The sequence below is a fragment of the Vagococcus sp. WN89Y genome (assembly GCF_052220145.1).
In the GTDB taxonomy this organism is placed as follows: domain Bacteria; phylum Pseudomonadota; class Gammaproteobacteria; order Enterobacterales; family Enterobacteriaceae; genus Kosakonia.
In genome coordinates, this window is the sequence record NZ_JBQPOM010000012.1 from 94386 (window position 1) to 119868 (window position 25483).

General features: G+C 53.1%; 26 protein-coding genes and 1 pseudogene. 6 read left to right on the top strand and 21 right to left on the bottom strand.

Annotated elements, in window-relative coordinates:
* Positions 1-147: 147 nt before the first annotated feature.
* Both ACTU3N_RS03250 and ACTU3N_RS03255 read left to right on the top strand, forming a co-directional pair.
* Positions 148-255 (top strand): annotated as a pseudogene (locus ACTU3N_RS03250) (type II toxin-antitoxin system HicA family toxin); the annotation flags it as partial.
* A gap of 24 nt (positions 256-279) precedes the next feature.
* The gene (locus ACTU3N_RS03255; protein ID WP_443084699.1) at positions 280-717 is read left to right on the top strand and encodes a type II toxin-antitoxin system HicB family antitoxin; all 438 of its coding nucleotides are present in this window, start codon (positions 280-282) and stop codon (positions 715-717) included.
* 61 nt (positions 718-778) lie between these two features.
* Here ACTU3N_RS03255 and gntU read toward each other — a convergent pair whose 3' ends face one another.
* The 5 genes from gntU to ACTU3N_RS03280 all read right to left on the bottom strand — a co-directional run bounded on the left by gntU (position 779) and on the right by ACTU3N_RS03280 (position 5734).
* Entirely contained in the window at positions 779-2119 is a 1341-nt protein-coding gene (gene gntU, locus ACTU3N_RS03260) for a gluconate transporter (RefSeq protein ID WP_443084700.1), read from the bottom strand.
* Positions 2116-2649 carry a gluconokinase gene (gene gntK / locus ACTU3N_RS03265; RefSeq protein WP_443084701.1) on the bottom strand — a complete coding sequence of 178 codons (534 nt, stop codon included), beginning with the start codon at positions 2647-2649 and terminating at the stop codon, positions 2116-2118. Before gntK ends, gntU begins: the two co-directional genes overlap by 4 nt.
* A 134-nt stretch (positions 2650-2783) precedes the next feature.
* A complete protein-coding gene (gene gntR, locus ACTU3N_RS03270) occupies positions 2784-3779 on the bottom strand; it encodes a gluconate operon transcriptional repressor GntR (protein WP_443084702.1) in 996 nt (331 codons plus the stop codon).
* Positions 3780-3879: 100 nt separating this feature from the next.
* The gene (locus tag ACTU3N_RS03275) at positions 3880-4575 is read right to left on the bottom strand and encodes a pirin family protein (RefSeq protein ID WP_443084703.1); all 696 of its coding nucleotides are present in this window, start codon (positions 4573-4575) and stop codon (positions 3880-3882) included.
* Between the two features lie 121 nt (positions 4576-4696).
* Positions 4697-5734 carry an oxidoreductase gene (locus ACTU3N_RS03280; RefSeq protein ID WP_443084704.1) on the bottom strand — a complete coding sequence of 346 codons (1038 nt, stop codon included), beginning with the start codon at positions 5732-5734 and terminating at the stop codon, positions 4697-4699.
* A 397-nt stretch (positions 5735-6131) separates the two neighbouring features.
* Here ACTU3N_RS03280 and ACTU3N_RS03285 point away from each other — a divergent pair, with 397 nt between their 5' ends.
* Both ACTU3N_RS03285 and yhhY read left to right on the top strand, forming a co-directional pair.
* The gene (locus ACTU3N_RS03285; RefSeq protein ID WP_443084705.1) at positions 6132-6578 is read left to right on the top strand and encodes a bactofilin family protein; all 447 of its coding nucleotides are present in this window, start codon (positions 6132-6134) and stop codon (positions 6576-6578) included.
* Between the two features lie 215 nt (positions 6579-6793).
* The gene (gene yhhY, locus ACTU3N_RS03290) at positions 6794-7282 is read left to right on the top strand and encodes an N-acetyltransferase (RefSeq protein WP_443084706.1); all 489 of its coding nucleotides are present in this window, start codon (positions 6794-6796) and stop codon (positions 7280-7282) included.
* A gap of 48 nt (positions 7283-7330) precedes the next feature.
* Here the strand turns inward: yhhY and ggt are convergent, their stop codons facing one another.
* A complete protein-coding gene (ggt, locus tag ACTU3N_RS03295; RefSeq protein ID WP_443084707.1) occupies positions 7331-9094 on the bottom strand; it encodes a gamma-glutamyltransferase in 1764 nt (587 codons plus the stop codon).
* A 119-nt stretch (positions 9095-9213) separates the two neighbouring features.
* Here ggt and ACTU3N_RS03300 point away from each other — a divergent pair, with 119 nt between their 5' ends.
* Positions 9214-9627 carry a DUF2756 family protein gene (locus ACTU3N_RS03300; RefSeq protein ID WP_443084708.1) on the top strand — a complete coding sequence of 138 codons (414 nt, stop codon included), beginning with the start codon at positions 9214-9216 and terminating at the stop codon, positions 9625-9627.
* Here the strand turns inward: ACTU3N_RS03300 and ugpQ are convergent.
* From ugpQ to livK, 12 genes are all read right to left on the bottom strand, one after another.
* Entirely contained in the window at positions 9624-10364 is a 741-nt protein-coding gene (gene ugpQ / locus ACTU3N_RS03305; RefSeq protein WP_443084709.1) for a glycerophosphodiester phosphodiesterase, read from the bottom strand. The genes ACTU3N_RS03300 and ugpQ overlap by 4 nt on opposite strands.
* The gene (locus tag ACTU3N_RS03310; protein ID WP_443084710.1) at positions 10361-11434 is read right to left on the bottom strand and encodes a sn-glycerol-3-phosphate import ATP-binding protein UgpC; all 1074 of its coding nucleotides are present in this window, start codon (positions 11432-11434) and stop codon (positions 10361-10363) included. The genes ugpQ and ACTU3N_RS03310 overlap by 4 nt, the downstream gene beginning before the upstream one ends.
* A 40-nt stretch (positions 11435-11474) precedes the next feature.
* On the bottom strand, positions 11475-12320 hold the full coding sequence (ugpE, locus tag ACTU3N_RS03315) for a sn-glycerol-3-phosphate ABC transporter permease UgpE (protein WP_443084711.1): 846 nt from the start codon (positions 12318-12320) through the stop codon (positions 11475-11477).
* Positions 12317-13204 (bottom strand): sn-glycerol-3-phosphate ABC transporter permease UgpA, encoded by an 888-nt coding sequence (gene ugpA, locus ACTU3N_RS03320; RefSeq protein ID WP_443084712.1) that lies wholly within the window; start codon positions 13202-13204, stop codon positions 12317-12319. The genes ugpE and ugpA overlap by 4 nt, the downstream gene beginning before the upstream one ends.
* Before the next feature lie 94 nt (positions 13205-13298).
* Positions 13299-14615: a sn-glycerol-3-phosphate ABC transporter substrate-binding protein UgpB gene (gene ugpB, locus ACTU3N_RS03325; protein ID WP_443084713.1), complete on the bottom strand. Its 1317-nt coding sequence runs from the start codon at positions 14613-14615 to the stop codon at positions 13299-13301.
* A gap of 291 nt (positions 14616-14906) precedes the next feature.
* The gene (locus ACTU3N_RS03330) at positions 14907-15119 is read right to left on the bottom strand and encodes a type I toxin-antitoxin system Hok family toxin (RefSeq protein WP_443084714.1); all 213 of its coding nucleotides are present in this window, start codon (positions 15117-15119) and stop codon (positions 14907-14909) included.
* Between the two features lie 236 nt (positions 15120-15355).
* Entirely contained in the window at positions 15356-15481 is a 126-nt protein-coding gene (locus tag ACTU3N_RS03335; RefSeq protein ID WP_443084715.1) for a type I toxin-antitoxin system Hok family toxin, read from the bottom strand.
* Between the two features lie 342 nt (positions 15482-15823).
* Positions 15824-16525, bottom strand: coding sequence for a high-affinity branched-chain amino acid ABC transporter ATP-binding protein LivF (gene livF, locus ACTU3N_RS03340; RefSeq protein WP_443084716.1), 702 nt, complete (start codon positions 16523-16525; stop codon positions 15824-15826).
* Positions 16526-16538: 13 nt separating this feature from the next.
* The gene (gene livG / locus ACTU3N_RS03345) at positions 16539-17306 is read right to left on the bottom strand and encodes a high-affinity branched-chain amino acid ABC transporter ATP-binding protein LivG (RefSeq protein WP_443084717.1); all 768 of its coding nucleotides are present in this window, start codon (positions 17304-17306) and stop codon (positions 16539-16541) included.
* Positions 17303-18580, bottom strand: a complete 1278-nt coding sequence (gene livM, locus ACTU3N_RS03350; RefSeq protein WP_443084718.1) for a branched chain amino acid ABC transporter permease LivM — start codon at positions 18578-18580, stop codon at positions 17303-17305. The genes livG and livM overlap by 4 nt, the downstream gene beginning before the upstream one ends.
* Positions 18577-19503, bottom strand: coding sequence for a high-affinity branched-chain amino acid ABC transporter permease LivH (gene livH, locus ACTU3N_RS03355; RefSeq protein ID WP_443084719.1), 927 nt, complete (start codon positions 19501-19503; stop codon positions 18577-18579). The genes livM and livH overlap by 4 nt, the downstream gene beginning before the upstream one ends.
* A 54-nt stretch (positions 19504-19557) precedes the next feature.
* The gene (livK, locus tag ACTU3N_RS03360) at positions 19558-20667 is read right to left on the bottom strand and encodes a high-affinity branched-chain amino acid ABC transporter substrate-binding protein LivK (RefSeq protein ID WP_443084720.1); all 1110 of its coding nucleotides are present in this window, start codon (positions 20665-20667) and stop codon (positions 19558-19560) included.
* A gap of 531 nt (positions 20668-21198) precedes the next feature.
* On the opposite strand from livK, the gene panM reads away from it, so the two are divergent.
* The gene (gene panM / locus ACTU3N_RS03365) at positions 21199-21582 is read left to right on the top strand and encodes an aspartate 1-decarboxylase autocleavage activator PanM (protein WP_443084721.1); all 384 of its coding nucleotides are present in this window, start codon (positions 21199-21201) and stop codon (positions 21580-21582) included.
* A gap of 110 nt (positions 21583-21692) precedes the next feature.
* Here panM and ACTU3N_RS03370 read toward each other — a convergent pair whose 3' ends face one another.
* The 3 genes from ACTU3N_RS03370 to rpoH form a co-directional block, all read right to left on the bottom strand.
* A complete protein-coding gene (locus tag ACTU3N_RS03370) occupies positions 21693-22796 on the bottom strand; it encodes a branched-chain amino acid ABC transporter substrate-binding protein (protein WP_443084722.1) in 1104 nt (367 codons plus the stop codon).
* A 230-nt stretch (positions 22797-23026) separates the two neighbouring features.
* Entirely contained in the window at positions 23027-24292 is a 1266-nt protein-coding gene (locus ACTU3N_RS03375) for a 4-aminobutyrate--2-oxoglutarate transaminase (RefSeq protein WP_443084723.1), read from the bottom strand.
* Positions 24293-24447: 155 nt separating this feature from the next.
* The gene (gene rpoH / locus ACTU3N_RS03380; RefSeq protein WP_443084724.1) at positions 24448-25305 is read right to left on the bottom strand and encodes an RNA polymerase sigma factor RpoH; all 858 of its coding nucleotides are present in this window, start codon (positions 25303-25305) and stop codon (positions 24448-24450) included.
* Positions 25306-25483 lie beyond the last annotated feature (178 nt).

Below are 25483 nucleotides of genomic sequence, written 5' to 3' on the forward strand. Positions count from 1 at the left end.
TTTTTTGTACTTCCTCCCGCCCTTCTTTATGTGTATGCGTGTGTATAATGCTTTTTCAGGTTAGGGAGGACGCATGAAATCTGCTGACCTGTTGAAAGAACTGATAGCCGTAGGGTGTGTTCTTCAACGGCATAACGGGGGAGCCATCAAATTTGGTGGTCGCCCATAACGGGAAAAACATTTCCTGTACCGCATCCGAAGAAGGATTTACCACTGGACACTGTCAGGTCAATCAAAAAAATGGCGGGGATCTGATCCCCGCCGACTTTGGAGGTAACTATGTTTTTCTCTGTCGGGGTTGAATCTCCTCAAGACGTAGATACAGCATTCGGCATCACTGTTCCGGCTTTTGATCGCTTTGATTATGGTTGCGTGTCGGCGGCTGATGAGCAGAAAGACATCCCTGTGATGGCTCGCGAAGCTATCCTGAGTATTGTGGAAGAGATGCTCATCAGTGGCGCGCATTCAGTGGAGGATATTACTGATGCCGGGTACAGGGTGTATGCAGCTAATCCGGAATACGCGCATTGCGATTCCTGGTTTATGATTGACGTCGATCTGACTGGGTTAGAAGGTAAACAGCAGCGCCTGAATATCACGTTACCTGATGTGCTTGTTAAGCGTCTTGATGGATTTATTCAGGACAAACGCGCTATCTACAAAGACAGGAGCCATTTTCTGGCACAGGCAGCTCGTCACGAACTGGCTAATAAATAAAAAATTCGCCTGCCAGAAATAAAAACACCACGCATATGCGTGGTGTTTTTATTGCGATGCCTTAACTCAACAACGTAAACGCAATCATCCCGATAATCGCACCGGTGGTGCCGAGAATGGTTTCCATCATGGTCCACGTTTTCAGCGTTTGTGCTTCTGTCGCACCGGTAAAGCGGCCATACAGCCAGAAACCGGCGTCATTCACATGGCTTACCACAATCGAACCACCCGCGATACAGATGGAAAGCGCCGCCATCTGCGCGCCGCTAAAGTTCAGCTGTTCGATAACCGGCATCACCAGACCGACCGCCGTGAGGCAGGCAACCGTTGCCGAACCCTGAATGATACGCACCGCCGCTGCCAGCACAAAACAGGTCACAGCGATGGGCAGACCCATCCCGGTCAGCGCTTCGCCCAGCGCAGGCCCCACGCCGGAATCAACCAGCACCTGTTTGAATACGCCGCCTGCGCCGATCACCAGCAGAATAATCCCTGCCGGTTGCAACGCCTGGCCGCAAATCGCCATCACTTTATCTTTCGCCATGCCCTGACGGTACGCCAGACCATAAATCGCCACCAGGCAGGCAACGAGGATAGCGGTAAACGGATGGCCGATAAATTCCAGCCAGTCGTACAATGTGCTGCCTTCCGCCACAAAACGCGCCGCGATGGTTTTCATCCCGACCAGCACCAGCGGCAGCAGGATCAGCGACAAGCTAAAGGCAAAAGAGGGCATTTTCCCTTCACCGAGGTGCGGCTCGCTGATGTCTTCCGGAATATGCAGCTCCACATGGCGGCTAATAAAGTTGCCCCACAGCGGCCCGGCGATCAGCATACCTGGAATCGCAGCGCACAGGCCAATCAAAATCATCCAGCCGAAATCTGCATGCATCTGCGATGCCAAAAGCATCGGCGCTGGCCCCGGCAGCAGAAACGCCGCTGCCGCCGCAACACCTGCAAACAGCGGAATAACCAGTTTCACCAGATTGGTGCCGGTGTGGCGCGCCATAGAAAACGCAACGCTTATCAACAGCACAATCGCCACTTCAAAAAACAGCGGCAAAGCACAAATCAAACCGGCAAGGCCAATCGCATAATGGGCGCGATTGTGACCGAAAGAGTGAAGCATCTTGACGGCAATTTGATCGACTGCACCGGTTTCATGCAGAATCTTGCCGAACATGGCGCCAAGCGCCACCACAATGGCGAGAAAGCCGAGCGTTCCCCCCATCCCTTTTTCCATGGTCTGCGCGATTTTAATCAGCGGCATCCCGGAAAAAAGCCCTGCACCTACCGACACCACCATCAAAGCGAGGAAAGCGTGCATACGGGCTTTCATCACTAAAAACAGCAGCAGTAAAACTGACCCTACTGCTGTTAAAACAAGCGTTAATGTACTCACTTATCACTGCCTTTATTAATGACTGCAATGGTACTGGCGACAACATCTTCCAGCGGTTGGTTGATATCGACGACCAGAACATCGCGCTCATCTGCACCCGGCTCTTCCAGGGTTTCAAACTGCGTCACCAGCATCTGAGTTTTAAAGAAGTGACCTTTGCGCGCCTTCAGGCGTGCTTCAATCACATCAAACGCCCCTTTAAGATAGATAAAGGAGAGGTTCGGGTTACCATCGCGCAGCAGGTCGCGATAGTGCTTTTTCAGCGCAGAGCAAACAATCAGCGAGACTTTGTTGGTGCGCTGCATAGCAAAAGCGGCATCGTTAAGCGCCTGCAGCCAGGGTTTACGGTCTTCGTCATTCAGCGGTTCGCCGGACGCCATCTTATTGATGTTGCTGCGCGGGTGAAGGAAGTCGCCATCGAGAAATGCGGCATGCAGCTGATGAGCCACTTCGCTGGCTACAGCTGATTTACCACTGCCGGAAACGCCCATCAGGACATAAATGTGGTTTTCGTGATTAGTCGTGCTCAAAGGTAGCTCCCAGGATGCAAAAGTAAATGTTACGGGTAACTGTTATCGGTAACATTGTCCTGCCGGGGTCAGGCAGAAGCAATATCCAAACATGGGCGAGATAAATAAGTGTGAGCTACTTCAAATTTGTCAGACTAAATAGATCCGCCCGGTGACAAAGTGAAACCTAAATCTAACATTTTCGGCGTCACCACCTCTCCACGAATGCGCGCCAGCAACCGCTCAGCGCCGATATACCCCATGCGTTCACGCGGCGTCAGCACGCTCGCCAGGCGTGGTTCCATCACCTGGCCAATGTCGTGACCGTGGAACCCGGCGATGGCCATGTCCTGAGGAATTCTCAACCCAAGCCGCTGGCACTCAAACGCCGCGCCAACCGCCAGGTCATCGTTGGTACAAAAAATACCGTCAAGCTGCGGATACTCGCGGCGCGCCTGGCGCATCAGCTCAATACCGGAAGAATAGGATGAAGATTGCTCAACCATCACGCTGTAGGGCGTCAGCCCCGCATCGCGCATCGCCTGCTCGTAACCTTGTTGTTTGATAATAGTACGTTCATCCAGACGTGCGCCAAGATAAGCAACGCGACGGTGCCCGCGCCCAATGATCGCCGCCGTCATCTGGCGCGCCGCTTCGAAGTTGTCAAAACCCACGGCAATATCGAGGCACGGCGATTTGCTGTCCATCAGTTCAACCACCGGAATGCCAGCGACTTCAATCATTTTCAGCGTGCGCGGTGTGTGGGTGCGCTCGGTGAGGATCAGCCCGTCAATATTCCATGAGAGCATCGATTCCAGCCGTTCCTCTTCCATTTCCGCTTTATAGCCGTAGTGCGCCAGCATCGTTTGATAGCCAAACGCATCCGTCACGCTTTCAATACCGCGTAATACTTCGGCGAACACCTGGTTTGTCAGAGAAGGGAGCAGCACGCCAATGGCCCGGCTGGTGGCATTTGAGAGGATATCGGGCGCGCGGTTCGGAATGTAACCCAGTTCATCAAGCGCAGCAGCGATTTTGCTGCGTAGCGCGACAGAAACCTGCTCCGGGTTACGCAAAAATCGGCTGACGGTCATTTTTGTCACGCCAACACGATCGGCTACATCCTGAAGTACGGGTCTTTTCTTTTTCATCGTCCTGACAGTTTACGCAAAGAGAGATTGCCTGAGTTTATCACGGACAACGCGCAACCTTCCGTTCTTAACAGAAGGTTGCGTAATTATTTAGACAATATTAAACCGGCGGCAGATCGAACAGCAGAATTTCGCTTTCGCTGTCGGCATGAACAGACAAGGCTTGCTCATCCCAAATCGCCAGGCCGTCGCTGGTGGACGCCTTCGTACCGTTAATGGTTACGTTACCTTTTACCACCTGGATCCACACCCGGCGATCGGCGGCAATCTGGTGAATGGACTGCTCATCTTTCAACAGCGCCCAACGGTAGAGTTCCATATCCTGGTACACTTTCAGCGACCCGTCACGGGCGTCCGGCGACAGCACCAGCTGTTTGCCCTGCGCGGCGTCAAAACGGCGCTGCTCATAGCGCGGCGTGATGCCGGTTGCTTGCGGAATAATCCAGATCTGATACAAACGCAGGCGATCGGTCGCGCTCGGGTTGTACTCAGAGTGACGCACCCCGGTACCGGCGCTCATAATCTGGAACTCACCGGCAGGCACCTGCTCTTTGTTACCCATGCTGTCCTGGTGTTCTACCGCGCCTTCCAGCACATAGGTCAGGATTTCCATGTCTTTGTGCGGGTGCGTGCCAAAACCCTGGCCCGGATCGATCACGTCATCATTGATAACGCGCAGCGCCGAGAACCCCATAAAATTCGGGTCATAATAGTCAGCGAATGAAAAGGTATGCCAGGAATCCAGCCAGCCGTGGTTGGCATGCCCGCGGTCGTTTGCTTTGCGTAAATAAATCATGTTTCACCCCCGTATGTTTTCGATAAAGCAAGTGTGGACCCAATCGCTTATCAATCATAGAGGGTGAAAATTGACTCCTCTGTTCAAAAAAAATGAACAAGTTCACGCATGCCCGACAGCGTTATTTTGCAAGCGTTACCGTCGCCGGTGATGCCTGCTCAAACCCGCGTTCCAGGATCTCAAGATTGGTAAGAACTTCAGATTCCTTGACGTAATTCGGCGCGCCCTGCGTCAGCGTGGCGTACAACGCATCATACACGCGGCCATAGTCGCCGGTTTCCGGGGCAAACTCTTCACGCACCGTTTCACCCGCTGCGTTCACGTACTCCATGATGGCGATGCTATTATCTGCGCCAAAGCCTGGTTCGCCCGGCATGATGTTCGCTTTCAGGCTGGTCTCCTGCTGGTCGATACCGTATTTGATAAACGACCCTTTCGTGCCGTGGACGATAAATTTCGGGTAGTCGATTTTCACTAGATGGCTGGTTTTCACGATAGCTTTCATATCGCCGTAAAACAGCTGCGCTTCAAACGTATCGTCCGGGTTCGCTTTATTACGCAGGCTGCGGATGTCATACGAGACATGGTCCGGGCGGCCAAATAAGGAAATTATCTGATCCAGCGTATGTACGCCCAGCCCGTAGAACATGCCATCCTGCGGCAGCCCTGGTTTGGTTTCCGCAACAGGCCGGTAGTAATCGAAATGGCTTTCTATCTCGACGATATCGCCTAATTTTCCGCTTTCGATGGCTTTTTTCGCAGTGAGGAAACAGGAGTCGAAGCGGCGATTCTGATAAGGCGTGACCGTCAGCCCTTTGCTTTTTGCCAGCTCAAACAGCGTGATAGCCTCCGCCATCGTCGGCGTGAAGGGCTTCTCTACCAATACATTTTTTCCTGCTTCCAGCGCGCGCTTTGCGTATTCGAAGTGGCTGTCGGCATGGGTGCAGACTATCACCAGTTTGACCTGCGGGTCGTTCAGCACCTCATCCAGCTCGCTGGTGAAATGGATGTGCTGATACTGTGGATGCTGCTCTTCTGGCTTCATATGACGACGGAAGATGTGTGCGACATGCCAGTCGGCCCGGCGATTGAGTACGTAAGGGAGATGATAACGGATGGCGCTTTTGCCAAACCCAATAAATGCGCAGTGTAAAGTCATAACAGTGTCCTTTGTTGATACATCTCTTCACCTTAACTAAATTGGGCCTTTTGCTGTACCCCAACAATCTGATTCGTTATTAACGCTTTAATTATTAAGCATTTGCTTAATCTTAAATTGTTAAATTTTTCTTGACCAAAGCACCCTATTCCCGCATAACTCACCTGACAATAGCTGATTTATTGTTCCACTCGGATTCATTTTTCGAATCACACACAAAGGGAGTTGTGCACAATCCAGTATGAACAGGCATTTTCGGTTTTTAAATCTTGCACTGGCTTTCTGGGCGCTTGCGCTGGTGAGCTGGTGCCAATACGCCCTTCTCTGGACGCTTCTGGCTGCTGTTCTGGCCCTGCTCACTTTCTTCTTACATATTGTACAACATCAGGTTAACGCTATGTTTGGTAAGACAAAAAACTCTGAAGCCCCGCAATTACCGGTTCCAACCGCCGTACCGTTAAAAATGGAGAAAGACGCCGTGCGGGAAGAAAAACAAAACACCGTGATTGCCAGCGGCGTGCAGCTCACCGGTAATATCACTTCCGCAGGCCAGGTGCATATTTTCGGTACCGTCACCGGCAACATCGACGCTAAAGAGAGTGTAGTGAAGGTGATGCGCAATGGCCTGGTTGAGGGCAATATTCTTTGCCGTGAGCTGGTTATCGATGGCACGGTGAACGGCGAGTGTCAGAGCGAAGCGATACATATCGAAGAGAATGGCGTCATTACCGGCACCTTGTCTTACAGCACCCTGACCATCAAAAAAGGTGGAACCTTTGCCGGGCAGGCGAAGATCAACACGCCGGTTGTCAGAGCGTTACCCGAGAAGAAAGCCGCAGAATAACAGGCAAAAAAAAAGCCAGCACCCGGCTGGCTAATAAATACTGGAAGCAATGTGAGCAATGTCGTGCTTTCAGGACTACCGCGAAGGTTTCCCTGAACGCATAGCAATAATAATCATTATCATTCGCACTTGTCCAGTATTTTTATAAAAAAGGCGTTGACGCTGGTCGAGAAACTTCTGAAAGTGTTATGGAAAACACCTGAAGAGGGAAAAAGATGAGTGAGATAGTGATACGTCATGCCGAAGCGCGCGACGCCGAATCTTTACGTCAGATGTATGCAGATCCAGACGTTTACCCGGATTTGTTACAGCTACCTCACCCTTCATCTGAGTTCTGGCAAGAGCGCCTTAAGCCGCAACCTGGCCGCCGCTGGCTGGTTGCGTGTATCGGTGAAACGGTCTGCGGAAATTTATGCCTGGCGGTGGAACAAAATCCACGTCGCAGCCATGTCGCCACGTTTGGTCTTGCGGTATCGGCAGCTTGTCAGGGGCGCGGCGTAGCCAGCGCGTTGATGGGCGAGATGATTGCTCTGTGCGACAACTGGCTGCGCATTGAACGTATTGAATTGACCGTGTTTGTTGATAATGCTCCGGCATTGGCAGTGTACCGTAAGTTTGGTTTCGAAGTAGAAGGCACCGCCAAAGGTTACGCCTTACGCAATGGTGAGTATGTGGATTCGTACTTTATGGCGCGCATAAGGTGATCTAAAACTTGCCCTGCCCCTTGTGCGGAGACAGGGCTAAGAGACTTATCAATAACCTGCGGTTAAATCATCCACCGTTCGTGGGTCAGACGCACCGTACAGCATGCCATCAGGCGTAACCATAATGCTTTGCGTGCTGCCCATCGCTTCTTTCACCACCACCTTCTGCCCTTTATCGGCCAGCAGTTTCAGCGTGTCCGGGCTAAAGCCTTTCTCCACTCGCAGCTCATCCGGCAACCATTGATGATGGAAGCGCGGCGCATTCGTCGCTTCGGCGACGTTCATCCCAAAATCAATGCTGTTGACCACCATTTGCAGCACAGTTGTGATAATACGGCTGCCGCCAGGACTGCCCGTCACCAGCCAGGTTTTGCCATCTTTGAGCACAATCGTTGGCGACATAGACGAAAGCGGGCGCTTAGCTGGCCCTACCGCATTGGCATCGCCGCCAACCAGGCCATACACATTCGGTACGCCGGGCTTGGCGGAAAAATCATCCATCTCGTTATTCATCAAGATCCCGGTATCACCCGCGACAATGCCGGTGCCGAAGGTGGTGTTTAGCGTGTATGTCACCGCCACCGCGTTGCCATCTTTATCCACCACGGAAAAGTGCGTGGTTTGATTGCTTTCATAAGGCTCCAGCTTGCCGGGGCGAATTTCGCTGGATGGGCGCGCTTTATTCAGCTCGATTTTCTCTGCGATGGATTTTGCATAATCTTTATTGGTCAACGCCTGCCAGGGAACCTTCACAAAATCCGGATCGCCGAGGTACTCCGAGCGATCGGCGTAGGCATATTTCTCCGCTTCAGCCATCAGATGCATCGCATCGGCGCTGCCGAAACCATATTTCGCTAAATCAAAATTCTCCAGAATATTCAGGATTTGCACGATATGGATACCGCCAGACGAGGGCGGCGGCATGGAGTAAATCTGGTAGCCGCGATAGTCACCGCTGATAGGCGTACGCTCGACGGCTTTATAATTCGCCAGATCCTCTTGCGTGATAAGCCCGCCATTTTTGCTCATTTCCTGCGCGATTTGCGCCGCGATATCCCCTTTATAGAACGCATCCGGTCCCTTTTCGGCGATCATTTCCAGGCTTTTGGCCAGATTGCTCTGCACCAGTTTGTCGCCCTTTTTCAGCGGCTCGCCCTCTTTCCAGAAAATGGCTTTGCTGTTGGCATGCTGCGGCAACACTTCGCTACCATACGTTTTCAAATCATCGGCCAGCGCATCGTTCACCACGAAACCCTGCTTCGCTAACTTAATCGCGGGCTGTACCACTTTATTGAGCGGCAGCGTGCCATATTTTTCCAGCGCCAGCGAGAAACCTGCCACGGTGCCGGGCGTGCCGGACGCCAGGTGAGAGGTCAGGGATTTTTTGCTGTCCGGATTGCCCTGATCGTCAAGAAACATATCGCGCGTGGCACCGGAGGGCGCCATTTCGCGAAAATCGATAGCCGTCACGTTCCCGTCTTTGGTACGCAGCATCATAAACCCGCCGCCGCCGAGATTACCGGCCTGCGGATGGGTCACCGCCAACGCATAACCTACTGCGACCGCCGCATCCACGGCATTTCCCCCTTGTTTAAGGATATCGACCCCAACGCGGGTTGCCGTTTCGTCTACGGATGCGACCATCCCCTGCCTTGCGCTAACGGGATGGAAGACGTCAGCTTCCACGCCATATGAGACAGGCGCGGGCGCGGGAGGTGCCTGCACCGGCGGCGGCGCAGCGCCAACGCTAAAACAACTACCCGCCGTCAGAGCCGCGATCGCTACCCAACGTGCAAACTTCTGTTTCATCATCGTTGTTCTCCGGGAAATGAGCCACAGTACCGCTTAAGCCTGGTTCACAACGCTCAAAAAATCATCGCAATGAATAAAAAGGATTAAACTTATACCAAGCATGAATGGAGGAAACGACGATGAAAGGCGTTTTTATGCTGGCAGCCCTGCTGCCTTTTGCGGTTATCGCACAACCCTTTAATACAACAGATCAGGAGTATGTGAACCCCAGCCAGCAGCGTTTGCAAACACAAATGCAAGTTCAGCAACAGCAGCAAAAAGGGATGCTGAACCAGCAGTTGCAGACGCAAACACGCCTGCAGCAGCAACATCTGGAGTCGCAGATCAACAACAACACACAACGGGTAAAACAGGGTCAGCCGGGAATGCTCAGCCCTGGCCAGCAGGTGCTCCCTAACACCAGCGGCGGAATGCTCAGCGGTGGCGTAAATAGCGGTAGCGCTTCACAGCATATGTTGCAGCAAAACCCGAACAGCGGCGTGCAGCAAACGTCGCCGCAGGCCACTATTCCGTTAAAAACCCTGACGCCTTAATACTGAAAATCCGGGCCGATAAGGTCTATTTTATCGGTGCAGATACAATCCACGCCCCAGCGCAGCAGCTCCGCTGCCCGTTGGGGCTGGTTGACGGTATACACAAGAATGCGCAGACCCGCTTCGCGCAGCATCCGCACGCGAACTTCATCCAACAAGCGGTGATTTAAATGAATCGACACGCACGCAAGCCGCGTGGTCAGCGCTTGCCAGTCATCGCGCCACTCATCCAGCAAAAGCCCGCGAGGCAGCTCCGGTACCGCCTGTTGTGCGGCTTCCAGCGCATCGATGTCAAAGGATGAGAGCAGCGGTACGGTCATGCCAGCCCACAGTTCACGGGCAGCGAGCGCCACCGCTTTTCCCGTCAGCGCGCCGGTTCCGCTCGTCGGTTTGATCTCGATATTCGCCATCATGCCGTACTGGCGGCAGCGCTGCGCGACGTCTGACAACAGCGGCAACGGCTCACCTTTGTATTCGCCGCTAAACCAGCTCCCGGCATCCACTTTAAGCAAGTCATTCCACGCCAGCTCCCCGGCCACGCCCCAGCCGTTGCTGGTGCGCTCAAGCGAGTCATCATGTAGCAGGAAGATCTGCCCATCTTTTGATAATTTCGCATCAAACTCTATCATTTTATGCCCGTAACGCGCGCCGACATCTATAGCGGCCAGCGTGTTTTCCGGGGCGAGTTTGCCGCCGCCACGGTGGGCGACGATATGTGGATAAGGCCAGTTGCTCATACGCGTTGTCCTGTTTCACCCTCAAAAAGGTGCAAATGCTGCTCCGGGAAATGGAGCCACAATGTGCTGCCCGCAGCGGGACGCTCCTGGTGCGCCAGACGTACCACCAGCTTCTGCTCTTGCCAGCGCCCGTGCGCCAGGTTGTCTGCGCCGAGCATCTCCAGCGTCTCCATCACCAGCGGCACGCCCCCTGCGGACTGTGAGCTTAGCGCAATATGTTCCGGGCGAATACCCAGCGTCATCCTGCGCCCGGCATAGTGACGATAATTCCCGCTGATCGGCAGCGCCATGCCGCTGTCGAGTTCGAAATGGCTCCCGGCGCTGCTGATGCGCCCATCCAGCAGATTCATTGCCGGGCTTCCGATAAAGCTTGCCACAAAACGGCTGGCGGGCTTTTCATACACCTCCACCGGCGTGCCGATTTGCTCTGCGACACCTTTATTCATCACCAGCACGCGCTGCGCCAGCGTCATCGCTTCGACCTGATCATGCGTCACATACAGCGACGTGGTATTCAGCCGACGGTGGAGCTGCTGTAATTCAAGGCGCATCTGAACGCGCAGCCTGGCATCCAGGTTGGAGAGCGGTTCATCGAACAGAAAGACCGCTGGATCGCGCACAATGGCGCGCCCCATGGCAACGCGCTGGCGCTGGCCACCTGAAAGCTCGCGCGGGCGGCGCTTTAATAACCCATCCAGCTCAAGAATACGCGCCGCTTCGGCAACACGGCTGGTGATATGTTCTTTGCCCATCCCACGGATTTTCAGCCCCCACGCCATATTCTCTTCCACGCTCATATGCGGGTAGAGGGCGTAGTTTTGAAACACCATAGCGATACCGCGATCTTTCGGCTCCATTTCGGTGACGCGCTGAGTATCTATCCAGATGTCGCCGCCGGAAACGCGCTCCAGCCCGGCAACCATACGCAATAAGGTGGATTTCCCGCAGCCAGACGGGCCAACCATTACAATAAATTCACCGTCGGCCACATCCAGCGTCAGCGGTTGGATCACCTGCGTTTTGCCGCCATCCCAGCTTTTGGTCACGGCTTGTAATTTTAATCCTGCCATCTTCGGTTATTTACCTTTGTTCTGCGCCGCTGGCGGCAACTTATTTTTCACTGTCGACCAGGCCGCGCACAAATGCGCGCTGCATGGCTAAAACAATCACCACCGGGGGAATGAGCGTCAGCAGCATCGCGGCCATCACCTGGTTCCATTGTGTCGTACCTTCACCGCTGGCAATCATTCCTTTCACGCCCGCTACAGCCGTGCCGAGACTGGCATCGCTGATGATAAGCAGCGGCCACAGATACTGGTTCCAGCCATAGATAAAGGTGATCACAAACAGCGCCGCGAGATTGGTTTTTGACAGCGGCAGCACGATGTCGCGGAAAAAACGCATCGGCGAAGCGCCGTCGATGCGCGCCGCTTCCATCAGCTCATCCGGCAGCGTCATGAAAAACTGGCGAAACAAAAACGTCGCCGTGGCTGAGGCCATCAGCGGCAGCGTCAGCCCTGTATAGCTATCAAGCATCTTCAGGTTAGCGATGACCTCTACCGTCGGGAAAATTCGCACCTCCACCGGCAGCATCAGCGTGCTAAAAATGAGCCAGAAGAAGAGGTTACGCAGCGGGAAACGAAACCAGACAATAGCAAATGCAGACAAGAGCGAGACCGCAATTTTCCCGATGGTTATCACCAGCGCCATGATGAAACTGTTGGTTAACATTAACCAAAACGGCGCGCTGTTCACCCCCACGCCGTGCACCCAGATAGTGCGCAGGTTTTCCAGCAGATGCGTGCCGGGTATCAGCGTCATCGGCGTGTCATAGACCGCGTTGATATCCAGCGTCGCGGTGACGAACGCGACATACAGCGGAAACAGGATCACGACAATGCCAAGAATAAGCATGATATGGCTAAACCAGGTCAGCCCTGGGCGATTCTCAATCATTGGTAGCGTACCTTGCTTTCAACATAGCGGAACTGAACAACCGTCAGCACAATCACCAGCACCATCAGCACCACCGATTGCGCGGCAGAAGTGGAAAGATCCAGCCCGGCAAACCCTTCGCGGTAGATTTTGTAGATAAGCGTGGTTGTGGCTTGTACCGGCCCGCCTGCGGTTGCCGCATCGATGACCGGGAAGGTGTCGAAGAAGGCATACACCAGGTTCACCACCAGCAGGAAAAAACTCACCGGCGCGATAAGCGGTAATGACAACGTGAAGAAGCGGCGAACCGGCCCTGCGCCATCGATGGCGGCGGCTTCCACCAGCGAGCGGGGAATGGATTGCAGCGCGGCGAAAAAGAACAAGAAGTTATAGCTGATTTGCTTCCAGACCGAGGCGAATACGACAAGAAACATCGCCTGCCCGCTATTTTGTGCGTGGTTCCAGCTATACCCAAAATATTCCAGAAAATGGGTAATTAACCCACGACCAGGGTTAAACAGGAAAATCCACAGCACGGCGGCCACCGCCGGAGCGACGGCGTAAGGCAGCAGCATCAGCGTCTGGTAAATACGGCTTCCGCGCACAACGTTATCAACAAGGGCCGCGAAAAAGAGCGACACCAGCAGCCCGCTGAATGTCACCAGCGCGCTAAAGCGCAGCGTCGTCCAGAAGGAGTCCAGATAGTAGCTGTCGTGAAACAGCGCGACAAAGTTCTCCAGCCCAACAAACTGACTGGATAGCCCGAACGGATCGACACTTTGTACCGAGTACCATAGCGCTTCGCCCGCAGGCCAGATAAAGAAAATAAACGTGATTGCCAGCTGCGGCGCAACCAGCAAGTAAGGCAGCCAGTGTGAACGAAACACCGGACGAGATGAAGACATAAGTTGGCTCTACGTTGTTTACTCTTCGCGCCTCCCGATTAAGGAGGCAACTGACCCTCCCGGTAAAAAGAGGGTCAGCATGGAGGATTTAAGATCAGGAACGGGTGGACTGCTCGAAGCGGCGCAGCAGCTGGTTTCCGCGTTCAACGGCTGCATCCAGCGCCTGTTGCGGAGTTTTCTTACCGGTCCACACGCTTTCCAGTTCTTCATCAACAATGGTGCGAATTTGCGGCATATTGCCCAGACGCAGCCCTTTGGTAAACGCCAGCGGCGGTTTGTTCAGCATCTGGCGTGTCGCGATATCGGCACCTGGATTCTTGTCATAGAAGCCCTGCTCACGCGTTAAGTCATAAGCTGCGGTGGTGATGGGCAGATAACCCGTTTTCTGGTGCCATTCCGCTGCGTTTTCCGGTTTCGCCAGGAAATCGAGGAACTGCGCGACGCCTTTATAGGTGGCATCGTTTTTACCCTGCATCACCCACAGGCTGGCTCCACCGATGATGGCGTTTTGCGGTGCGCCCTTCACGTCAGCATCGTAGGGCATCATGCCAACACCGTAGTTAAATTTTGCGTAATGGCGAATGTCGGCCAGCGAGCCGGAAGAGGCTGTCGTGATGGCGCAGTCACCGTTATAAAACTTCTCGGTGGACTCATCTTTACGGCCAAAGTAGCTGAAATCGCCTTTTTTATTCAGCTCTTGCAGCAGGGCGATATGTTTAACTTGTTCCGGCTTATTAAATTCCAGCACCGCATCGGTGCCGTCAAAACCGTTGTTTTTGCTGGCCACCGGCAAACCGTGCCATGCGCTGAAGTTTTCTATCTGGATCCAGCCCTGCCAGCCGCTGGCGTAGCCACACTTCATACCGGCGGCTTTCAGCTTCGCGGTGTAAGCGGCCAGATCCTGCCAGGTCTTCGGCGGTTGCTCCGGATCTAAGCCTGCTTTTTTGAAGGCGTCTTTGTTGTAGTACAGCACCGGCGTGGAACTGTTGAACGGTTGAGAGAGCAAGTGGCCGCTTTTGGCGTCGGTGTAATAACCAGAAACGGTCGGTACGAACTGGCTTTCATCAAAGTTGATCCCGGCGTCTTTGAAGACTTCATACACCGGTTTGATCGCTTTAGAGGCCATCATGGTCGCCGTACCGACTTCATAAACCTGCAAAATGGCGGGCGCATTTCCGGTACGGAAAGCCGCGATACCCGCGCTAAGGCTCTGTTCGTAATTGCCTTTATAGACCGGCACGATTTTATAGTCAGGGTGGGTTTCATTGAAACGTTGCGCAAGGGAGTCAACTTCTTTACCCAGTTCCCCCTCCATGGAATGCCAGAACGGAATCGAGGTGACGGCCATAGCGTTACCGGCAAAAACGAATCCCATCGCCAGACCCAAAGCTGTATGTCGTAACGTTGTCATTGTGCTCTCTCTTTTTATACGGGATGCGCGATATCACGCGTTTTATGCTCGCGAGGTAACATGACACGCTCGAATGACAGAAAAATAACCTTTTGATTACAAATATATGACAACCAGGCGTCAGCGATATGTCGCGGGGATGATAGTACGGTGAAGGAAAAATGGCGGGAAATCGGGAAAGCACGTAACAGAAAAAGGGCTCCCCCGCGAGCGGAGAAGCCCTCTGTAAAGACGCCCGGCCTGACACACCACTTCCTGGAAAGGCGGGGATCGCTCCCCGCCTCCAGGTCGCTACTTACCGGATTCGTAAGCCATGAAAGCTGCCACCTCCCTCACCGGATCTTTGTAGCGGATTTCGCACAGCGATTTCCGCGTCAGATACGTGAATATCAACAGTGTGAAACACACGATAAACACGCACCAGATAAAGGTTTGCGGTAACTTCATAGCCTGCTGCTCCTTGCCTTTCGGCGGGTAAGAGGCTACTCTGAATGTGTTCAGCATACAGGTGGCCTCGTCGGTTAATTGAAAAATTACCTTCGGGGCTTTCTTCTTTCTGCCGCACAACTTTCAATCGTCATGAGGCAAAAAGCCTCAAGCGCCACAGCGATAATACCACTTAACTACTTTCATTCGAAAGAAAAAGGGCTCCCCCGCGAACGGAGAAGCCCTCTGTAAAGACGCCCGGCCTGACACATCACTTCCTGGAAAGGCGGGGATCGCTCCCCGCCTCCAGGTTGCTACTTACCGGATTCGTAAGCCATGAAAGCTGCCACCTCCCTTACCGGATCTTTGTAGCGGATTTCGCACAGCGATTTCCGCGTCAGATACGTGAATATCAACAGTGTGAAACACACGATAAACACGCATCAGATAAAGGTTTGCGGTAACTTCATAGCCTGCTGCTCCTTGCCTTTCGGCGGGTAAGAAGCTACTCTGGATGTGTTGGGCATACAGGTAGCCTCGTTGGTTAATTGAAAAATTACCTTCGGGGCTTTCTTCTTTCTGCCGCACAACTTTCAACCGTCATGAGGCAAAAAGCCTCAAGCGCCAGCCGTATCATACCCCAGCCCGCCGCACGCTCTTATCCGAAAATTAACAAGTTTATGAAGGAATTAGTTCGCACGTTATTACCGCAGAAAGCGTGAATAACTAAGACGAGATGATAAAGAAAGGAGCACGCTGGCTCCTTTCATGATGTGAGGAATTTAGCCGCCCAAATAGGCGCTTCGCACCGCTTCGTTAGCCAAAAGCGCGTCGCCGCTATCTTCCAGCACCACGTGGCCATTCTCCAGCACGTAGCCGCGATCGGCGAGCTTTAACGCCTGATTCGCATTCTGCTCGACGAGGAAAATGGTCATCCCTTCTTGACGTAGCTGCTCGATAGTGTCGAAGATTTGCTGGATGATGATCGGCGCAAGGCCAAGCGAGGGTTCATCAAGCAGCAACAGGCGCGGCTGGCTCATCAGCGCACGGCCAATCGCCAGCATTTGCTGCTCTCCCCCGGACATTGTTCCGGCGCGCTGAATGCGTCGTTCATACAGACGCGGAAACAATTCATACACCCATTTTATACGCGCCTGATACCGCTCACGATCAGCGAAGAAGCCGCCCATCGCCAGGTTTTCTTCTACTGTCATACGTGAAAAAACGCGGCGGCCTTCCGGCACAATGGCCACAGCCTCGCGCATAATCTTCGCCGTTTGCCAGTCAGTGATATCTTTATCATCAAACACAATGCGCCCGCTGGTGGCTCGCGGATCGCCACACAACGTGCCGAGCAGCGTGGTTTTACCCGCACCGTTAGCACCAATCAGCGTAACAATCTCGCCCTGATTAATATGCAGACTGACCTCATGCAGCGCCTGAATCTTGCCGTAGTGGGCACTTACTTTGTCAAAAGATAACATCACTTTTTCCATCTTATGCCTCACCTAAATAGGCACGGATCACATCCGGGTTGTTACGAATTTCTTCCGGCGTACCGTTCGCCAGCGGCGTCCCCTGGTTCACCACGTAAATCCTGTCGGAAATGCCCATCACCAGCTTCATATCGTGCTCAATCAGCAGGATAGTGGTGTTGTGATGGTTACGCAGCTCGACAATCAGCTCGTCCAGCTCTTTCGTCTCTTTCGGATTTAGCCCTGCAGCGGGTTCATCAAGCATCAGGATCTCAGGCTGGGTGACCATACAGCGCGCGATCTCCAGGCGGCGCTGATCGCCATAGGCAAGATTGCTGGCCTGTCGGTTAGCGTGCGCTAACAAACCAATACGCTCAAGCCAGGTCGCTGCTCTGTCCAGCGCTTCATCCTGCGCGCGACGAAAAGAAGGTGTTTTCAGCAGGCCGGAAAACACGCCGGTTTTCAACTGCTGATGTTGCGCGACCAGCAAGTTTTCGATAACCGTCATCTCACGAAATAATCGTACATGCTGAAAGGTTCGCACCACGCCCATCCGCGCGATTTGCTGCCCCGGCAAGCCTTCCAGATGCTTCTCGCGCAGCATAATGGTGCCGCCGGAAGGTTTATAAAAACCGGTCAGGCAGTTAAACACCGTGGTTTTACCCGCGCCGTTAGGGCCAATAAGCGAAACGATTTCCTGGGGATGGAGATCCAGCGCGACATTATTCACGGCCAGCAGACCGCCGAAGCGCATCATCAGGCCGTTTACGGTTAATAATGGCTGACTCATGCCTGCTCTCCTTTCGCTTGCCCGTTTTTCAGTTTCAACTGCGGGCGGGTCATCGGCAGCAAGCCTTGCGGACGCCAGATCATCATCAGCACCATTAAACCACCCAGCATTAACATGCTGTATTCATTGAAATCACGCATCAATTCGCGGGAAACAACCAGCAAAATGGCCGCGAGGATCACCGCAAACTGCGATCCCATGCCACCGAGCACCACAATTGCCAGCACAAATGCCGACTCGGCAAACGTGAAGGATTCCGGGCTGACGAACCCCTGGCGCGCAGCGAACAGCGTTCCGGCGAAACCGGCAAACGCAGCGCTAATCGTAAACGCAGTCAGCTTGATACGGGTCGGGTTCAGGCCCAACGAACGGCAGGCGATTTCATCTTCACGCAGCGCTTCCCAGGCACGCCCCAGCGGCATACGCAACAGACGATTAATCACAAACAGCGTAACGACGACCAACAGCAGCGCAACCAGGTACAGGAACACCACGCGGTCGCTGGGATCGTATTTCACATTGAAGAAGTTGCTGAAGGTATCCCACCCGCCTTCGCGCGCACTACGACTGAACTCAAGTCCGAACAGTGTTGGTTTTGGGATCTGGCTGATACCGTTCGGGCCACCGGTCACTTCGGTATTATTGAGCAGCAGAATACGCACGATCTCCCCGAAACCCAGCGTGACAATCGCCAGATAATCGCCGCGCAAACGCAGCACCGGGAAGCCGAGCAGAAAACCCGCAGCAGCAGAGACCAGACCCGCCAGCGGCAGGCATGTCCAGAACCCGAGGCCGTAATAGTGATTGAGCAGCGCAAAGGTGTATGCGCCGATGGCATAAAAGCCGCCGTAGCCCAGCACCAGCAAACCCGATAAACCTACCACCACGTTCAACCCAAGCCCGAGGATGATATAAATCATCGTCATGGTGGCAATATCTACCGTGCCGCGCGACACCATAAACGGCCACACTACGGCAATGACCAACAGCGCCAGCAGAAACAGCTTCTGTTTAACCGTCGAACCATCGATCGCCGGTAGAATAAACTTCGGCCCGGAGACGCCCTTCAGGCTTTTCTGTAGTGTGGGGCGCAGAAGCTGGAAGAAAAAGACCACCGCCGTACCGATAAACACCCACTGCCAGCGGATATCCGCTGCGGTATCCACCACCAGTTTGGTGCCGTCCAGCGCCAGTTGAACGCCCATGAAAACGCCCGCCAGCACAAAAAACATCGCAGCTGACAGCAGCGCCATCGCAAAATGCATCGGTTTCATACTTTTTCAACCTCCGGGCGACCCAGGATACCGGTTGGCATCACCAGCAGTACGACAATCAGCAATGCAAATGAAACCACGTCTTTGTATTCAGTGCTGAGATACGCTGAGGAGAGGGATTCCGCCACGCCGAGGATCAAACCGCCAATCATCGCGCCAGGAATGCTACCAATGCCGCCTAACACCGCAGCGGTGAAAGCTTTCATACCAGCCATAAAGCCAATGTATGGGTTGATAACGCCATAGAATTGTCCGAGCAGCACACCTGCTACGGCCGCCATCGCAGCGCCAATCACAAAGGTCAGCGCGATCACGCGGTCAGTATTGATACCGAGCAGGCTCGCCATTTTTAAATCTTCCGCACACGCACGGCAGGCGCGGCCCATGCGGGAGTATCGGATAAAAATCGTCAGTGCCAGCATGGCGATAAAGGTCACAATCCAGATAACCAGCTGCATGGTGGTAATTGATGCGGAGAAGTTTTCGCTGCTGCCGACTATCCATTGCCCGTTGAATAGGCTTGGCAGGGCGACATCGCGGGAACCTTCCGTCAGGCTGACATAGTTTTGCAGGAAAATAGACATACCGATGGCAGAAATCAGCGCTATCAGGCGTTTGGAACTGCGTACCGGGCGATAAGCCACACGCTCAATGCTCCAGCCATAGGCGCTGGCTATCACTATCGCCCCGACAAACCCGGCCGCCACCAGCAACCAGCTGGTGTCGATACCCATCATCATCAGCGCGGCAATGATCATAAAGGAGACATAGCTACCGATCATGTAGACCTCGCCGTGGGCGAAGTTAATCATGCCGATAATGCCGTACACCATGGTATAGCCAATGGCAATCAATGCGTAGGTGCTTCCCAGCGTTACGCCGTTAAACATCTGCTGCAAAAAATAGAGAAACTGCTCGGACATAACATAACCTTCTTAAATCTCTCCGGACATTGCGCCCGGAGAGTGGGATGACAGTTATTTCGCCACGGAAGACGAACCATCGGCGTGCCATTGGAAGACACCGAATTCAAATCCCTTCAGATCGCCTTTTTCATCCCAGTTCAGCGGCCCAATCACGGTTTTAGCTCCGTTAGCTTTTAAATCTTTTATCAACGCCAGCGGATCATCGCTGCCGCTACGCTCAAGCGCCGTTGCCAGAGACTGTACGGCGGCGTAAGTGATCCAGACATATGGCCCGCTGGCATCTTTTTTCTGCGCCTGTAACACTTTAACAATACCGCTATTTGCCGGGTCCTGGTCATAACGCTTCGGCATGGTCACCAGCATCCCTTCGGCTGCCGTACCGGCAATGTTCGACAACGACGCGTTACCTACACCTTCAGGCCCCATAAACTGTGTCTTCAGACCGTTTGCACGCGCCTGGCGCAGCATTTGCCCCATTTCCGGGTAATAACCGCCGTAATAGACAAAATCGATGTTCTCTTTTTGCAAACGGGCGATAAGCGCAGAGAAATCTTTCTCACCTGCGGTTATCCCGTCAAAGAACACAGCATTCACGCCACCGGCTTTTAAGCTTTCCTGCACTGAGCGTGCAAGGCCTTCACCGTATTGCTGCTTATCATGAATAATAGCGACACGCTGCGGTTTCACCGTATTGAGAATGTATTTGGCAGCGGTCGGCCCCTGAGAGGAGTCCAGCCCGGCGGTACGCATAATGTACTGGTAGCCGCGCTGCGTCAGTTCCGGATTGGTGGCACCAGGAGAGATCATCAAAATGCCTTCGTCTTCATAGATATCAGAAGCAGGCTGCGTTGATGAGGAGCAAAGATGACCGATAACGTACTTCACGCCATCGTTGACGATTTTATTAGCAACCGCCACGGCTTGTTTTGGATCACAGGCGTCGTCATATTCCACAGCAACCAGTTTGTCGCCCTTGATCCCGCCTTTGGCATTGATATCCGCGATCGCCTGGCGCGCGCCGTTAAACTCCATGTCACCCCACTGAGCAACCGGACCGGACATCGCACCAACGACAGCGACTTTGATATCATCCGCCATGACCGCGTGAGACATCGCAAGTGCAACTATCCCCGCGATTACTGTCTTCGCGTTCCTTTTCATACTGATAAATCCCCGTTTGTGATGTGTGTTCATACTTCTGCCTGAAGGCGCCCCTCTGCTGCCTTTTCTAAAGCCAGCGCCAGGGCTGTTTAAAACGCGCTGCGTTTTAGCCTGAAAGCAGAATTTTTCGTGTAATAATTTTGTGTTTTTCTGGTTAATAAGCATTCTGTACTTTTAATGCACAATGCTATTTTTACCAGTGTCATTAATGGTTTAGCCTGGAGTTTTGGCAAAAACAACAGCAAAACCTCTATTTTTCAGTCCATTATGCAGGAATAATATTCTGTATTAATCGGGAGATAAACAAAAAAAGTCCCGCAACCAGCATAAAATAACGGTATGAATAACGGAATAATTCACTGGTAATAAGGTTAAAATCCTGTCTCTTTTTCGATCTGCAATGTTTCAAACTCCCTGAACGGCTGCGATAAAATTATTCGCCTGCAAAATGAAAAATAAAAAACTGTCCATACTGGCGATGAGAAAATGATTACACTCACATTTATGTTTTGAGTTTTGGGCATAAAGTTTATGAAATTAACCATTATCCGGCTGGAAACCTTCACGGAGCAGGATCATATTGATTTGGCAAAAGTCTGGCCGGAATATTCTCCCGCCTCATTGCAGGTTGATGATACGCACCGTATTTATGCGGCTCGCTTTAACGAGCGCCTGTTAGCTGCCGTACGCGTCACGCTGCGCGGCGCAGAAGGGGCTCTGGACTCCTTGCGCGTGCGTGATATCACCCGCCGACGCGGCGTAGGGCAATACTTAATCGAAGAAGTCATGCGCGATAACCCCTCAGTGACCAGCTGGTGGATGGCGGATGTCGGTGTGGAAGACCGCGGCGTGATGGCCGCCTTTATGCAGGCGCTGGGTTTTACCGCGCAGAACAATGGTTGGGAAAAGCGCTAACGTTTATCGCCCAACAGAGAGTGGCTGATGCGCCTGGCCTGACTGCGAATACTCCCGCAGCCTGGGCCAGTCGCCATCACCTTGCCGCATGCAGGGCGATTATCTGCAGATTACTTCGCGTCGGTCGCGGTTCCGTTGGCATGCCATGTGAAGACGCCGAACTCAAAACCTTTCAGATCGCCTTTTTCATCCCAGGAAAGCGGCCCCATCACGGTTTCCACGCTGTGCTCTTTCAGGTAGGTGGCTATTTCAGCCGGATCGTCAGACTGGTTCAGCCCGGCAGAAAGCGACTGTAATGCTGCGTAGGTCGTCCATACAAACGCCCCGCTCGGATCCTGTTTTTTCGCTTTGATAGCGTCCACAATCGGTTTGTTTGCCGGAACCTGATCGTAGTTTTTCGGCTTGGTCACCAGCATACCTTCTGCTGATTCCCCGGCGATATTCGACAGCGAAACGTTCGCCACGCCTTCCGGCCCCATAAACTGAGTTTTCAGGCCCGCCGCGCGAGACTGACGCAGGATTTGCCCCATTTCAGGATGGTAACCGCCGTAGTAAACGAAATCGATGTTCTCTTTTTTCAGGCGCGCCACCAGCGTTGAGAAATCTTTTTCACCGGCAGTAATACCATCAAAAAAGACCACGTTGGCCCCGCCTTTTTTCAGGCCATCCTGCACCGCACGCGCCAGGCCTTCACCGTACTGCTGCTTGTCATGAATGATAGCAATGCGCTTCGGCTTCACATTATCCAGAACGTATTTTGCCGCCGTTGGCCCCTGGTCAGAGTCAAGCCCGGTGGTGCGCAGAGTGAGCTTGTAGCCACGCGCGGTCAGCTCCGGAGCGGTCGCCGCTGGCGTTATCATTAAAATGCCTTCATCTTCGTAAATATCAGACGCAGGCTGCGTTGAAGAAGAGCACAGGTGACCGATAACGTATTTGATACCGTCGTTAACCACTTTGTTGGCAACCGCAACCGCTTGTTTCGGGTCACAGGCGTCATCATATTTCACCGCAACCAGCTTGTTACCATTGACGCCGCCCTTCGCATTAATATCGGCAATCGCCTGCTCTGCACCGGTAAACTCCTGGTCACCGTACTGCGCAACGGGGCCGGACATCGCGCCGACAACAGCAACTTTAATATCTTCGGCGAATGCCACGTTGCTCATGGCTAACGCAATACAACCCGCCAGTAACGCTTTGCCCTTCATTTTCATCCTGAGTTTCCCCATTGTTATGGTGTTTGCATTTGTTGTGATGTTGTTATTTGGCACATTATTTTGATAATCATCATAAGAAAAGAATATGATGTATGCAATTATGCATGCTTACCGTGCCGGAGCAGCATACTCTGCTAAAACATACCCCATTTTTCGGAATAGTGAATAATATTTTTGCAGGTATGCGACAAGAAGATGACCGCGCCACTCATAATTCATCTGAATATTTACTGCGTCAGCGAACGGCGCAGGATAGCCAGTGCCTGGCGGAACTGATCTAATGGAATCGTTAACGGATAGAGGAAACGGATAACGTTACCGTAAACTCCGCAGCTGAGCAGCAATAGTCCCTGAGCAAGCGCCCGCTCCTGAATCTGGCGAGTAAAATCCGCATCCGGCAGCCCAGTGTGCGGATTGTTGAACTCCGCCGCGACCATGGAACCTTGCCCACGAATTTGTGCAATCCACGGGCAGTTTTCCCGGGCCTGGTGCAACATCTCGACCAGCTCTTTTCCCAGTTGATTGGCGCGCTCACACAGATTCTCTTCATCAATGATATCCAGCACCGCATGCGCCGCCGCAATGGCCAGCGGATTACCGGCGTAAGTACCGCCAAGCCCACCGGGCGCGGGAGCGTCCATAACCTCAGTACGTCCGGCCACCGCTGAGAGCGGCAGGCCGCCCGCCAGGCTTTTCGCCATGGTCATTATGTCGGGCTTGATAGCATAATATTCTGTTGAAAAGAGTTTGCCGGTGCGGGCGAACCCCGTCTGGACTTCATCGATAATCAGTAAAATGCCGTGGCTATCACATATCGCGCGCAACGCTTGCATAAAATCATCCGGCGCGATGTTAAAGCCCCCTTCACCCTGTATCGGTTCTATCAGGATGGCCGCGACCTGATCCGGTGAGATATCGGTTTTGAAAATGTGCAGAATGCTTTGCAGGGCATCCTCAGTGCTGACGCCATGCAAAGCGTTAGGGAAGCGGGCGTGATAAACAGAACCCGGGAAGGGGCCGAAACCGAGCTTGTAGGGCGCGACTTTGCCGGTCAGCGCCATTGTCATAAAGGTACGCCCATGAAAAGCGCCGCTAAAGGTGATGATGCCGGGGCGTTTCGTATACGCCCGCGCGATTTTGACCGCGTTTTCTACCGCCTCGGCGCCGGTTGAGAAGAACGCGCTTTTCACGCTACCTTCTATCGGCACCCGCTGGTTAATGCGCTCGGCCAACGCAACGTAGCTCTCATAGGGAACGATTTGGTAAGCCGTGTGGGTAAAAGCGTGTAGCTGTTTTTCAACGGCCGCCACGATTTTTGGATGCTGGTGTCCGGTATTCAGCACGGCAATCCCGGCCGAAAAATCAATCACTTCATTACCTTCGACATCCCACAGGGTGGCGTTCTGCGCTTTTTCTGCATAAAAACCACACAACACCCCGATACCGCGCGGCGTCGCCTGTAAGCGGCGCTGCTGTAATTCGTTATTCTTCACTTTGGTGGCCCCTGCGTGAATGGCTTATACAGAAATATATAGCGTATAAATACGTTATTTCTCGCAAGGGATAGGGGAAAAGACAGATTTCTTATGGCAAATAAAACAAAAAGCCGGGTAGCTTGCGCTGACCCGGCTTGTTCACTGCAAAACGCTTACGCTTCGATCGCTGCGCGCAGTTTCTTCATGGCGTTCTTTTCCAGCTGGCGCACACGTTCGGCAGAAACACCGTAACGGTCAGCCAGTTCCTGTAGCGTGGACTTGTTATCTTCGTCCAGCCAGCGAGCGCGGATGATCTGCTGGCTGCGTTCGTCCAGCCCTTGCATCGCGTCGGTCAGTTTGTTAGCAGCCTGCTCTTCCCAGTTATCATCTTCAATGCCATCGGCAAAGTTAGAGGATTTATCCTGCAGATAGAGCACCGGCGCCATCGGCTGACCGTCCTGCGCATCATCATCTGAAGACATATCAAATGTCATGTCCTGCGCCGCCATACGTGACTCCATTTCACGCACGTCTTTGCTGGTTACGCCCAATTCACGGGCAACCATTTCCACTTCATCCTGATTGAACCAGCCCAGACGCTGCTTCGTTTTACGCAGGTTAAAGAACAGCTTACGCTGTGCTTTGGTGGTAGCGACTTTTACGATACGCCAGTTGCGCAGCACATATTCATGGATCTCTGCTTTGATCCAGTGCACGGCAAAAGAGACCAGGCGTACACCCACTTCCGGGTTGAAACGGCGCACGGCTTTCATCAGGCCGATATTGCCTTCCTGGATAAGATCCGCCTGCGGCAGACCATAGCCCGAGTAGTTACGAGCAATATGAACAACAAAGCGCAGGTGAGACAGAATCAGCTTTTTAGCTGCTTCCAGATCGCCCTGGTAATGCAGCTTTTCAGCCAGCGCCCGTTCTTCATCGGCCGTTAACATCGGCCATGCGTTAGCAGCCCGGATGTAAGATTCCAGGTTACCAACGGGGGCTAGAGCTAAAGTTTGCATTTCTTTGGTCATTCATTTCCTCTCAATTCATAGCTAACTGGCGGCGGTGTGTCCCCATCAGGCAACATACATGCCAGCGTTTTATGAGCAACGAGAATAGCATTCACTGTTTTATCAGACAGTGATTTTATCCACAAGTTCCCTGCAACGCTGTGAATAAATTACGCACAAATTGTGACACAGGGATGAT